The organism is Paraburkholderia sp. J63, assembly GCF_905220245.1.
Lineage (GTDB): Bacteria > Pseudomonadota > Gammaproteobacteria > Burkholderiales > Burkholderiaceae > Paraburkholderia.
Genome location: NZ_CAJMZF010000043.1, coordinates 62,337 through 74,540, shown reverse-complemented (window position 1 = coordinate 74,540; position 12,204 = coordinate 62,337). Strand labels below are relative to the sequence as shown.

The 12,204-nt window shown below is 64.6% G+C and carries 13 protein-coding genes; 3 read left to right on the top strand and 10 right to left on the bottom strand.

Annotated features, from left to right (window positions below; translation table 11 throughout):
- Positions 1 to 60 precede the first annotated feature (60 nt).
- Together U5775_RS31760 and U5775_RS31755 are read right to left on the bottom strand one after the other, a co-directional pair.
- Positions 61 to 945: an SH3 domain-containing protein gene (locus U5775_RS31760; protein WP_322062087.1), complete on the bottom strand. Its 885-nt coding sequence runs from the start codon at positions 943 to 945 to the stop codon at positions 61 to 63.
- A 117-nt stretch (positions 946 to 1,062) separates the two neighbouring features.
- Positions 1,063 to 2,136: a hypothetical protein gene (locus U5775_RS31755; RefSeq protein WP_322062086.1), complete on the bottom strand. Its 1,074-nt coding sequence runs from the start codon at positions 2,134 to 2,136 to the stop codon at positions 1,063 to 1,065.
- Between the two features lie 364 nt (positions 2,137 to 2,500).
- Between U5775_RS31755 and U5775_RS31750 the strand changes: the two genes are divergently transcribed.
- Genes U5775_RS31750 through U5775_RS31740 form a run of 3 tightly spaced genes read left to right on the top strand, consistent with a single transcriptional unit; the run spans position 2,501 to position 4,732 of the window.
- Positions 2,501 to 3,280, top strand: a complete 780-nt coding sequence (locus U5775_RS31750) for an amino acid ABC transporter substrate-binding protein (RefSeq protein WP_322062085.1) — start codon at positions 2,501 to 2,503, stop codon at positions 3,278 to 3,280.
- Positions 3,281 to 3,293: 13 nt separating this feature from the next.
- Positions 3,294 to 3,971, top strand: coding sequence for an amino acid ABC transporter permease (locus U5775_RS31745; RefSeq protein WP_322062084.1), 678 nt, complete (start codon positions 3,294 to 3,296; stop codon positions 3,969 to 3,971).
- Positions 3,971 to 4,732: an amino acid ABC transporter ATP-binding protein gene (locus U5775_RS31740; RefSeq protein ID WP_322062083.1), complete on the top strand. Its 762-nt coding sequence runs from the start codon at positions 3,971 to 3,973 to the stop codon at positions 4,730 to 4,732. Before U5775_RS31745 ends, U5775_RS31740 begins: the two co-directional genes overlap by 1 nt.
- A gap of 10 nt (positions 4,733 to 4,742) precedes the next feature.
- On the opposite strand, the gene U5775_RS31735 is transcribed toward U5775_RS31740, so the two are convergent.
- The 8 genes from U5775_RS31735 to U5775_RS31700 form a co-directional block, all read right to left on the bottom strand.
- Positions 4,743 to 5,522, bottom strand: a complete 780-nt coding sequence (locus U5775_RS31735) for an amino acid ABC transporter permease (RefSeq protein ID WP_322062082.1) — start codon at positions 5,520 to 5,522, stop codon at positions 4,743 to 4,745.
- Positions 5,519 to 6,250: an amino acid ABC transporter permease gene (locus U5775_RS31730; RefSeq protein WP_322062081.1), complete on the bottom strand. Its 732-nt coding sequence runs from the start codon at positions 6,248 to 6,250 to the stop codon at positions 5,519 to 5,521. Before U5775_RS31730 ends, U5775_RS31735 begins: the two co-directional genes overlap by 4 nt.
- A gap of 80 nt (positions 6,251 to 6,330) precedes the next feature.
- Entirely contained in the window at positions 6,331 to 7,164 is an 834-nt protein-coding gene (locus U5775_RS31725; RefSeq protein ID WP_322062080.1) for an ABC transporter substrate-binding protein, read from the bottom strand.
- Positions 7,165 to 7,353: 189 nt separating this feature from the next.
- On the bottom strand, positions 7,354 to 9,351 hold the full coding sequence (locus tag U5775_RS31720; RefSeq protein ID WP_322062079.1) for a family 2A encapsulin nanocompartment cargo protein cysteine desulfurase: 1,998 nt from the start codon (positions 9,349 to 9,351) through the stop codon (positions 7,354 to 7,356).
- Positions 9,326 to 10,258 carry a family 2A encapsulin nanocompartment shell protein gene (locus U5775_RS31715; protein WP_322062078.1) on the bottom strand — a complete coding sequence of 311 codons (933 nt, stop codon included), beginning with the start codon at positions 10,256 to 10,258 and terminating at the stop codon, positions 9,326 to 9,328. The genes U5775_RS31720 and U5775_RS31715 overlap by 26 nt, the downstream gene beginning before the upstream one ends.
- Positions 10,259 to 10,385: 127 nt before the next feature.
- Positions 10,386 to 10,631 (bottom strand): helix-turn-helix transcriptional regulator, encoded by a 246-nt coding sequence (locus tag U5775_RS31710; protein ID WP_322062090.1) that lies wholly within the window; start codon positions 10,629 to 10,631, stop codon positions 10,386 to 10,388.
- A gap of 124 nt (positions 10,632 to 10,755) precedes the next feature.
- Positions 10,756 to 11,682: a serine O-acetyltransferase EpsC gene (gene epsC, locus U5775_RS31705; protein WP_322062077.1), complete on the bottom strand. Its 927-nt coding sequence runs from the start codon at positions 11,680 to 11,682 to the stop codon at positions 10,756 to 10,758.
- A gap of 40 nt (positions 11,683 to 11,722) precedes the next feature.
- Positions 11,723 to 12,190 carry a rhodanese-like domain-containing protein gene (locus U5775_RS31700; protein ID WP_322062076.1) on the bottom strand — a complete coding sequence of 156 codons (468 nt, stop codon included), beginning with the start codon at positions 12,188 to 12,190 and terminating at the stop codon, positions 11,723 to 11,725.
- Positions 12,191 to 12,204: the final 14 nt, after the last annotated feature.

Below are 12,204 nucleotides of genomic sequence, written 5' to 3'. Positions count from 1 at the left end.
AAGAAAAAGCAAGGACGCCCGTTGCAGGCGTCCTTGCTGTCGTACGAGAGGCGGAACGCCTCAGTTCTGCTGCCGCTGCTCGCCGTGACCACCGCCCTGACCGGACGGATGTCCGCCTTGTGGCGCCCCCTCGGGACGCCCATGCGCGGCCGGCGCCTCCGGCGGGCGGGCGCCGCCAGGCGGCGGGCCGGGGGGGCGATTGAATCCGGGCGCGGGGGCCTGCGCGGGCGGCCGGCCCGCGTTGGGTTGCGGCATGGGCGGACGTGCGCCCTCGGCGGGGGGACGCTGCATCTCGGCGGGCGGGCGCTGCATTTCGGCAGGCGGACGCTGCATCTCCGCAGGCGGACGTGCACCCTCCATCGGCGGACGCTGCATTTCCCCAGGCGGGCGCGGCGCTTCGTTGCCGGGTGGCCGCCCCGGTTCGGGCGGTCGGCCGGCGCCGGGCGGCGGCAGAGGCCGTCCCGGGCCGCCCTGATAGTGCGGCTCCGGCGGACGACCGCGGCCCGGCGGCGGCACATGCGCCCAGCGCTCGCGATCGCCGTACCAGGGCCGGTCGCGATAGAAACTGCCCCAGTAAGCGCCCACCGAAAACGCGACGATCGGCAGGCCGATCGCCGCGCCATAGCCGGCCAGCGGCACATAGGCGCCTTGATACGGATAGCTGAGATAGCCCGCATAGATCCAGCCACGCAGGCCCGGCAGCGCGACGTCACACCAGGAATAGTCGCTCACGCAGCCCATCACCGTGACCGGCACGTTGGGCCCGAGCTCGCTCACGACCGGATAGGCGTCGGACGGGCCGGCGAACAGATCGACCGGCTCGCTCGTGTAAGCATCGGTTTGCGCGCGGACGCCGGACGCCGCGAACGCCAGCCCCGCAGCCACGCAGACCGTCGCGAGCGGCAGGACCAACCCGCGCGGCGGCTTCATTTGTCGGCTTGTCATGCTCCCCTCTCTTCTTCTGTAACCATGCGGAAGGGCGAGCATATTTCATTCCTTGATGGCGAGTTGTGAAAATTTGTACGCCGATGGCGCGGCCCCTCTTCACTCCCCTGACCAACTTCACGTCCGGTTCTTGCGAATCATTTCCTCGCGCGCCTTTGCCTGGTGCTCCGCTCTCTCGTTCCTTCGTCTATCGAGCGACATTTCATAAGTCAGGGTAGCCGAGCGCGGATCCCGGCGGGTTCTCGCCTGCACGCGGTTAAACGATCCGATTTCCTGGCGCCGGAAAGGCGACGGCTGGAACTGAAAGTAATCGGATATCAGCCGCTGTTCGCGCTGATCCATACGGACTGCCAGGCAGTGGTGATCGGTCAGTTGCTTGTCGTCGGAATCCGATACCAGCTTGGACGTCACCGGGAAACCGGGCCGCACATAGACGCGGTCCAGTCTCGAGTACATATGGCGGCCCTCTTCCGAGCCCTTCGTCGTGGCGCCGAGCAACATGGATTGATCGATGAAACCCGCGGAAATATCGGAGTCGGTTCTTAAATTGAAATCGCCGATGACCATATCGTATTGGTTCGCCGCGCCGAACACCGCTTGCGCAAAAATCTCAGCCGTGGTTTCCGTGTGATCCTGGCCGTCACTGGGCCCCGGCGCATGAAGCACCAATACCTTCGCGTATTTCGTTCCCCAGCGAACGGTCAGCGAAATCGGGTTTCTCAGCGTATCGGCGTCGCGGAACGTGTTTTCGCTGGCGCTATTTTCGCGCCTGTCGCGGGCGCTTTCCGTCGATGAGCGCGTGGGCCGGAAGTCGCGAAGTCGCTGGACGTCGGTTTGAACGGCCTGGAACTCGTGAGTATGGAGTTTCACGCAGCGAGATGCATAATCGATATGCCAGTCTTCGAATTGCGATGGCTCGTCGAACGTCGCGCCATTGCCCGCTATAACGATGATGTTTTCCTGAAGCGTATTCGAGCCGCCGGTCTTTATCGTTTTCTTGATCAACTGGCTGGCCGCCAGGCCCGTGCCAATCGAATCCATGACCCCATCCGCGGAAGTCTTGTTTTCAAGAACGAATAGAACAAACGGATCGTTGCCAACAATTCCGTTGACGACATCGCCAATTTCCCGGGAAAAGCCTGCGGCCTTTTCCGCATTTATCTTTTGTATATTCCACGAAATAATCCACATAAAGCCCCCAGTCGCACGTGCAGGGTTTTTGGAAAAAACTTTTATGAGGCAAACAAGGCAAACGTGCGTTCCGATAGTAGGCGCTGAAAACGAATGAAGCAAGCTCGCCGGCAAGCGACTGAAAATACTTTCAGTGAAACGTACGCAAAAAATGTCGAATGCATAGAAAGCCGATTAGCCGCTCGTGCGCGAGCTGCGGACTCGCGGTGACTGCTGCGCCATCCGACCGCCTTCCGGCCATATTCCAGTAGCGCATATGCATAGGAAATGTGCCTGTTTTGCGGCCACGCGCGTGGCTCGTAGAATCTGCCCACTCGCCCTGGATGCCGATCCATCCAGGCCCCGCACTTTTCCTGCTTCAATCATGAAACTCCTGCGCTCCGCTCTCTTTGCCGCCCTCCTGTCGGCCTTTGCCGCGGCACCGGCCCTCGCCGCCGACGATCTCGCCCAGGTCAAGGCGTCCGGCGTGTTTCGTGTCGGCACCGAAGGCACGTACGCACCGTTTACTTACCATGACGAGGCGGGCAAGCTGACCGGCTTCGACGTCGATATCGCCAGCGCCATTGCGCAGCGCCTCGGCGTGAAGCCGCAATTCATCGAAGGCAAATGGGACGGCCTGATCGCAGGCCTCGACGTCAACCGCTACGACGCCGTGATCAACGAAGTCTCGATCACGGACGCGCGCAAGGCCAAGTACGATTTCTCGACGCCGTATATTTCAACGCACGCCGTGCTGATCGTGCGCGCGGACAACACGACCATCCACTCGTTCGACGACCTGAAGGGCAAGAAGTCGGCCAATACGCTGACCAGCAACTTCGGCAAGCTCGCCGCGTCGCACGGTGCGGACGTGGTGCCGGTGCAAGGCTTCAACGAATCGATTGACCTGCTGACGTCGGGCCGCGTGGACGCCACCGTCAACGACTCGCTCTCGTTCCTCGACTTCCAGAAGCACAAGCCCGACGCGAGGCTCAAGATCGCGGCCACCGATACCTCCTCGGCCGACGATCAGTCGGGCGTGCTGATCCGCAAGGGCAGCCCCGAACTACTCGCGGCCATCGACAAGGCGCTGGCCGAAATCAAGGCCGACGGCACCTACGCCAAAATCTCGCAGAAGTATTTCGGCAAAGACGTTTCGCAATAAGGCGGATTGAACCATGCCGGCATGGCTGCATCTGATGGCGCAATCGTTGTGGCCATTGCTTTACGCGGGACTGGTCTTTACCGTTCCGCTCACGATCGCCTCATTCGCAATCGGGATTGCGCTCGCGTTCTGCGCGGCGCTCGTGCGCCTGTTCGGGCCGCGATGGGCCGTCGCGGCCGTGCGCTTCTATATCTGGCTCTTTCGCGGTTCGCCGCTGCTCGTTCAGCTATTCGTCATCTTCTACGGCTTGCCCAATGTGGGCATCGTGCTCGATCCCTTGACGGCGGCGATCATCGGCTTTTCGCTCAATGTCGGCGCCTATAACGCGGAAGTCATTCGCGGCGTGATCGAATCGATTCCGCGTGACCAGTGGGAAGCGGCTTATTCGATGAACATGACGCGCGCGCAGGCTCTGCGCCGCGCAATTCTCCCGCAGGCGATTCGCGTGGCGTTGCCCGCGCTCTCGAACTCGTTCATCTCGCTCGTGAAGGACACGTCCCTTGCGGCGGTGCTGACCGTGCCGGAGATTTTTCAGGCGGCGCAGCGCATCGCGGCCGTGACGTACGAACCATTGATTCTTTATACCGAGGCGGCATTGATCTACCTGGTGTTCAGTTCCGTGCTCTCGCAGGCGCAAGGGCAGCTCGAAGTGCGCTATGGCCGCCACGCCCTGTTTTCGGCGGGGCGTTGATGATCCGCATCGAGCAACTCCACAAATGGTTCGGAGAACATCAGGTTCTCTCGGCCATCGACCTGACGCTCAAATCCGGCAGCGTCACCGCGCTGATCGGACCGTCCGGCAGCGGCAAGAGCACGCTGCTTCGCTGCATCAATCTGCTCGAAGTACCCGACGCCGGCGCATTGAGCGTCGGTGACGCCCGTGTTGAATTCGACGGCGGCCATCGGCTCTCGCGCGATGAGATCGCGTCGGTCCGGCGGCATACGGGCATGGTGTTCCAGAACTTTCAGTTGTTCCCGCACCTGAGCGTCATCGATAACGTGATGGAAGGACTGCTCACGGTTCTCAAGTGGGACAAGCCGCGTGCCCGCGAGCGCGCGGCCGCGCTGCTCGACAAGGTCGGCATCGCGCAGAAAGCGAATGCGTGGCCGTCCACGCTATCGGGTGGTCAGCAGCAGCGCGTGGCGATCGCGCGCGCACTCGCTCCGTCGCCCCAGGTGTTGCTCTGCGACGAGCCCACCTCGGCGCTGGACCCCGAGCTCTCCGCCGAAGTCGTCGAAGTCCTGCGCCAGCTCGCGCTCGAAGGCACGACGATGCTGATGGCGACGCATGACTTGCGGCTCGCGGCCTCGGTCGCGCACGACGCCGTCTTCCTCAAGGACGGCGCGATCGTCGAGGCCGGTCCGTCGCATGAGCTGTTCTCGTGCCCGCGCGATGCACGCACCGCGCGCTTCGTGTCCACGCTCACTCAAACCCTGCCGGCTGCTTCGTGATACGGGCGCATTAGTCTCGCGCCCTGCGCGGCGCGGCCGGGCTGACCATCACCGATCGCCTTGCATATCGATCAGGATGCCTGATCGAATTCGGCTCGCTCGCACGCTGTCGCGGCGAATTCCGGCGCGCGAGCCACGCATTGGCGAGCCACTGCAGCGCACTGCACAGCAGCAGATAAACTAGCCCGACGAACAGGAAGATCTGCGCCGGATAGACCATCAGACGGCTGTTGAGCTGATTGGCGAGGAACGCGAACTCCGGCACGCCGACGATATAGGCCAGCGACGTATCCTTGATCAGCGATACCCACTGATTGACGAACGACGGCATCATCACCCGCACGGCTTGCGGCAGCACGACTTCGCGCATTGCCTGCCAGCGCGTCAAGCCCAGCGAGAGTGCGGCCTGGCGCTGCCCCTCGCTGATCGAGGCGATGCCCGCATACACCGAATGCGAGAGATACGCGCCGCCGATCAGCGCCAGCGCGCACACCACGGTCGCGAGGCCCGGCACGTCGACGTGCAGCAGGATCGGCATCAGGAAAAAGGTCCAGAAAATCAGCATCAGCACGGGTATCGCGCGAAAGAACGCGACCACGATAGTGAGCGCGAGATGGACCGCGCCGCGCGTCATGGCGAGCGCAATGCCGCCTGCGAGCCCGATCAGCGCGGCGAGCAGCGCCGACACCACGGAAAGCACAATCGTCAGCGCCACGCCGCCCAACGGCCCCGCCGGAAACGCGCCGAGCAGCAGATAGCGGAGCATGGAAAGCCAGTCGAAGCCGTTCATGCGCGGCCTCGCTGCAAGGCGCGCATGCCGGCGCGTTGCCAGAGCACCAGCGCCACTTCAATAACGGCAATGGCCAGCACATAGAACACGGTGGCGGTGCCGAACGCCTGGAAGGTCCTGAAGCTCTCCGTATCCACCTGACGCGACATATACGACAATTCCCCGACGCCGATCGCCATCGTCAGCGACGAGTTCTTCACCACGTTCATGTACTGGCCGGCGAGCGGCGGCGTCGCAATGCGCAGTGCCTGCGGCAGGATCACGTAGCGCAGCGTCGCGTAGCGGCTCATGCCGAGCGCGGCGGCGGCTTGCCCCTGGGCCGTGCTCACGCCACGCATGCCGGCCAGAAACTCCTCGCCGATGAATGCCGTCGTGTAGCAGGTCAGTCCCACCCAGCCCGCGAACAATTCGAAACTCGGCCAACGCAGCGTGAGCGGACCGAGCGCCACCGCGTGCTGCACGTTGAGCCAGTTCATCCAGCCCGACGGCAGAACGGCGGCCACGCCGAAGTACCAGAACAGCAGTTGCACGAGCAGCGGCGAATTGCGGAAGACGAACACGTAGAGCGCCGCGCCGCGCGCGATTGCGCTATTGCGTGCCGTGCGCGCGACGGCCAGTGCGAAACCCAGCGGCGTCGCGCACGCCGCCGCGCAGGCGGAGAGTGTCAACGTGACGAAGAACCCCTGTTCGAGCCACGCGAGATATTTCGGTTCGAGCCAGCTATCCATGGATCAGTAAAAGAAAAGTCCAAGGCCCCGCCGCGCCGCATGCGGCGAGACGGGGCTCACTTCAAAGGTCGTTACAGCGCTCAGCTGCTTTTTTCCGGATCGCCGATTTTGAAAAGACGCGGCAGCGGCGCGGCGCTCTTCGGGCCGAACCAGCGGTCATAAATCTGCGCGGCTTCGCCATCCGCTTCGAGATGCGTCAGCGTGCCGTTCACCGCATCGAGCAGGCGCGTTTCGCCCTTGGGCACACCCACGCCTTCATAGTCGTTCGATATCGTGAAAGGGGAGATTTCGTAGTTCGCCTTGTCGGGCGCGCGCGCGAGCAAGGCGACGAGCTTCGGACCATCCTGCGTAATGGCCTGCACGTTGCCCGTGCGCAGCGCGGCAAAAGCAAAAGGCGTGTCGTCATAGGCGACGATGGTCGCGCTCGGGAATTTCGCGCGCACCTGCTGCTCGTTGGTCGTGCCCTTGTCCGCGCCTATGCGCAAGCTGTTCAATTGATCCGGCGATTTGAGCACGCCCTTCTTCGCAATGAACTGCGTGCCCGATGCGAAATACGGCGTGCTGAAATCCACTTCCTTCTTGCGGTCATCGGTAATCGTAAAGTTGGCGAATACCAGATCGACCTTGCCCGATTTCAGAAACGCGATGCGGTTCGCGGGATTGGTCGGCTGGATTTCGAGCTTCACGCCAAGCTGCTTCGCCACGGCGCGCGCATAGTCCACGTCGAGCCCGACGATCTGATTGTCCTTCGAATCGACGAAACCAAACGGCGGGTTGCTGTCGAATGCCGCCACGCGCAGCACGCCGGCCCGCTTGATGTCGTCCAGACGATCCGCATGCGCGGCGTTCGATGCTACGGCAAGCCATGCCGTCAGCAGTGCAGCAGGCACTGCGCCCCAGATTCTGTTTTTCATTGTCGAGATTCCTTCGTGTGTTGCGCCGTGCGTCGTCATTGGAGATGAGCACTGGCGATGCACAGAGCCTAACGGCGCCACGCGCACGAAGGAACCAACCATTTCTCAGATCAAAAGCGATACGGGCGATTTGCCACTGGCGATCTGCGCGGCAACGCCCGGCATGCGGTGCCGCGTCCTCAATCGCCGTTAGCGTCTTGCCGCGAGCCGCCGGATCACGTCGATGAAAACATCGACCTCGTCGCACGTGTTGTAGAACGCCAGCGACGGGCGCACCGTTGCCTCCAGCCCGAAGCGGCGCAGGATCGGCTGCGCGCAGTGATGCCCCGCGCGCACCGCGATGCCCTCATGGTTCAGCGCCTGGCCCACTTCCTCGGTCGTGTAGCCCTTCAGCACGAACGACAGCACGCTGGCCTTCTCGCGCGCGGTGCCGACCGGACGCACGCCGGGAATCGGCACGAGCAGGCTCGTCGCATAGGCGAGCAGGTCATGCTCGTACCGCGCGATGTTCTCGATGCCGATGCGGGTCACGTACTCCAGCGCCGCGGCCAGCCCGACCGCGTCGGCGATATTGCCGGTGCCGGCCTCGAAGCGGCTGGGCGGCGGCTGAAACACCGTACGCTCGAACGTCACGTCGGCGATCATGTTGCCGCCACCCTGCCACGGCGGCATGTCTTCGAGAATGTCGCGCTTGCCATAGACAACACCGATGCCGGTCGGCCCGAAGATCTTGTGCCCCGAGAACACGAAGAAGTCCGCATCGAGCGATTGCACGTCCACGCGCATGTGCGAGACCGACTGCGCACCGTCCACGAGCGCCTTCGCCCCCGCGCGATGCGCGAGCTCGACGATCTCCGCGACCGGCACAATGGTCCCGAGCGCGTTCGACACCTGCGTGACCGCGACGATCTTCGTGCGGTCGTTCAGCAAGCGGCGATATTCCTCGAGCAGCACCTGGCCCGAATCGTCGACGGGAATCACGCGCAGCGTCGCCCCCTTGCGCGCGGCGAGTTGCTGCCAGGGCACGATGTTCGCGTGGTGCTCGAGATGCGACACCACGATCTCGTCGCCTTCGCCGATATGCTGCTCGCCCCACGACTTCGCGACCAGGTTGATCGCCTCCGTGGCGCCGCGCACGAACACGATCTCCTCGGGCGACGACGCGCCGATGAAACGCTGCACGGTCTCGCGCGCATGCTCGTAGGCATCGGTCGCGCGGCCGGCCAGCGTATGCGCGGCGCGATGGATGTTCGAGTTCTCGTGCGCGTAGAAACAGGCGAGCCGGTCGATGACGGCCTGCGGCTTGTGCGTCGTGGCCGCGTTGTCGAACCAGATGAGCGGCTTGCCGTTGACGCGCTCGCTCAGGATCGGGAAATCGCGCCGCACCGCGTTGACGTCGAACGGCGGATGCGCCGGCGCGAAGGCGGGTTCGCGCTGCGCTTCGCGCGGATGCGCGGCGGACCGCGCGTCGTCGAGCACGTAGAGCGACCCCTGGCGCGAAGGCGCATGACCGGCTTCGTCCTGCTTGAAGCGATGCAGCGGCAGGAGCTCACGCAAATCGTTTTCGGTTGGCAATCCGAACGATCTCGGATCGGCCACGTCGCTGGTGAAATCGCGAGGCACCGCGAGCGCCGGTTGCGTGTCGCGCACGCTGCGCTGCGGGTCGGCCAGAAAGTAGAACGGCGAAGGCGAAGCAGACGATGCTTGCCGGGCCTGCGCGCGCGCCTCCTCCTGCTGCGCGGGCACGGCGAGCGCGGCGCCGCCCACGCGCGGCTCGAGCGCGGGTGCAATCGTCACGACGTTGTCCGGCAAGCCATTCTGCGCGGCCGCATGCGGCGCAAGCGCGGGCGCACGGTTGCCGAGCGAGAGGACGTGCGTGGGCGCGGACGGCGCGAGATTGATGCCCGGCACGATGCCCTGCGGCGGCGCGGCGCCCGGCACGCCCGTGCCGAAGCCGCCCGGCCCCGCGAGCGGCGAGCCGCCCGGCGCCGGGTTGCCGACCGACGCGAGGATCGGCGCGGCCGCGGGCAGCGCCGACGGCACGCCGCCCACCGCGCCGCTGCCCGTAGAGACCTCCGGCGCGACCGCCGTGCCCGGCGGCGCGCTGAAGAATTCCGTCGCGAGACGCGCGAGCGTCGCCGGATCGGGCAGGCCCGCCGGATTAGCGATAGGTGTCTGCATAGTCATGGTACTTGCCGATCTCCACTTCATCGAGTACCGCGAGTGCATCGGGCGAATGGACCGCGAGCGAGCAATACAGCGAAATCAGATACGACGCGATCGCCTGATTGTTGATGCCCATGAAGCGCACCGAGAGCCCCGGTCCCTGCTCGCCCGCCACGCCGGGCTGATAGAGGCCGACCACGCCCTGGCGTTTGTCGCCCACGCGCAGCAGCAGGATCTTCGTCTTGCCGTCGGCCACCGGCACCTTGTCGGACGGAATCAGCGGAATGCCGCGCCACGTGATGAACTGCGAACCGAACAGGCTGACCGTGGGCGGCGGCACGCCCCGGCGCGTGCATTCACGGCCGAACGCCGCGATCGCGAGCGGATGCGTGAGGAAAAACGCCGGCTCCTTCCAGACTTTCGTCAGCAGCTCGTCGAGATCGTCGGGCGTGGGCGCGCCCGTCAACGGGAACAGGCGCTGGTCCTCCTCCACGTTCGCAAGCAACCCGTAATCGGGATTGTTGATGAGCTGGCTTTCCTGGAGCTCCTTGATCGTCTCGATCGTGAGACGCAGTTGCTCCTTGATCTGATCGTGCGGACTGCTATAGAGATCGGAGATGCGCGTGTGCACGTCGAGCACCGTGCTCACCGCATTGAGGAAGTATTCGCGCGGATGCTCCTCGTAAGGCACATAGGTATTGGGCAGCGTGCTCTCGTCCTCGCGCGCCGTGCAGGCAGCGACCACCGCTTCGGGGTTGTTGACCTTGTTGAGCCGGTAGATGCCCGCTTCGACCGGCACCCACTGCAGCAAATGCGTCAGCCAGCGCGGCGTAATGGTGGAAAGCTGGGGAACGGTTTTGGTGGCGTTGGCAAGCTGCCGCGCCGCGTTATCTCCGAGCGCCGTGGGGCTGCTCACGATCGTCGACATGTTTCAGGCTCCAGGTTTTATAGAAGAAAAACAGCAAAGCATATGAGCGAATCGAATTATGAGAACTGCAGCCCCGCGGCTTCAACATGCTATAGCCGCCAATGCATGTGCCACGCGCTTCCCCGAGTCATTCGACATCGACAGGTGGCGCGACCGTGCTACCGTGGTCCGGCAATAGCGCCGCGATCGAGACGTCGAAGGCGCGCGCGAGTTTCTCCAGCGTCACAATCGACACGATGGTGGAGCCGCGCTCGATCTCGCCGACGAACGAGCGGTTCAGCCCGGCCATTTCGGCCAGATGCTCCTGCGACCATGCATGACCTTCGCGCAGCTTGCGCACCGCCGCGCCCAGATCCCTCACCAGCGGCGTCATCATCCCTTTACGCCAGACATTCGAAGGCGCACGCAACGGACATCGCACGATCTCCGTTTCCAGATTATTCGCATGACTAAATATTTATGCGATTCCGTTTCAGTGACGGCCTGCTTTATTCGATTCATGCGAGCACGCCAGCCCCGCTGCTTGCCTCGCTATTCAGACTCGCCTGGCTCACGTGGCCGCCCGGCGGCACGTCCTGCGTCAGCCAGACATTGCCGCCGATCACGGCGCCGCGCCCGAGCGTCACCCGGCCGAGAATCGTGGCGCCCGCGTAGATCACCACGTCGTCTGCGACGATGGGGTGACGGGCGCCGCCTTTCTCCAGATTGCCGTTCGCATCGCGAGGAAACCGCCGCGCGCCCAGCGTGACCGCCTGATAGATACGAACGCGCTCGCCGATCACGGCGGTCTCGCCGATCACCACGCCCGTGCCATGATCGATGAAGAAACTGGCCCCGATCCGCGCGCCGGGATGGATGTCGATGCCCGTCTGCGCATGCGCATGTTCGGCAACGATGCGCGCGAGCAGCGGCAAGCCGAGCCGGTACAACTCATGGGCGAGGCGGTGGTGGATGATGGCGAGCACGCCCGGATAGCAGAGCAGGACCTCGTCCACGCTGCCGGCCGCGGGGTCTCCCTGAAACGCCGCCAGCACGTCGGTGTCCAGGACCTCGCGGATCTCCGGCAGGCGCGATGCAAACTCGCGCACTCGCGCCGAAGCCTGGTCCTCGACGCGCGCCTCGCTCTCGGTCCCCTGCTGCCTCGCGCGGTAGCGCAACTCCAGATGCGCCTGCCCCACGAGCGCCTGCAAGGCGGAGTCGAGCGCATGCCCGACAAAGAAGTCCTCGTTCTCCTGCCGCAGATCGGCCGGACCCAGGCGCATCGGAAAGAGCACGCCCTTGAGCGTCGCCACGATCTCCGCGAGTACCTCGCGCGAAGGCAATTCGCGCCCGCCCGGCTCCAGCGAGCGCCGCTGCACTTCGCGCCAGCGCTGGCGCACCGTGCGCAGCGCATCGACGATGTCCGTCACATGAAATACCGTCACGCCATGCCCCCCTTCCTCGGGCGCGGTCACGCCGCGCAAACTAATCCTGAACCCAGGGCAGACCGTGAAAACGCCAGCCGTTTCGCGTGCCGCGCCGGCCCGCGTCGTCGCGCTCGCCTTCGAAGCCCTCGCTCACATTGAACACCTGCGTGAAGCCGGCGCGCGTGGCCGCCTCGGCGGCCTGCGCCGAGCGGTTGCCGCTCCGGCACAGCAGCACGATGGCCGCGTGCTTGCCGGTTTTGGCTTCGAGCTCCCGCACGAAACGCGGGTTGCGCGTAAAACTCGTGCCGGTCGCCCACGCCACGTGCAGCGTGTCGGGCACGTGGCCCACGAAGCGGCGCTCCTCGGCGGTGCGCACGTCGACGAGCACGGCGTCGCCCGATTGATGCAGCGCCCACGCCTGCTGCGGCGTGAGACTTCCCGCGTAAGGAAGGGCCGCCGCCTGCGCCGCCCGGCGCGAGGTTTCGAGGTCCGCGTGTAGTGGCTTTTCCAGCGATTCGACTGCCATGGTGTCTCCTTGTG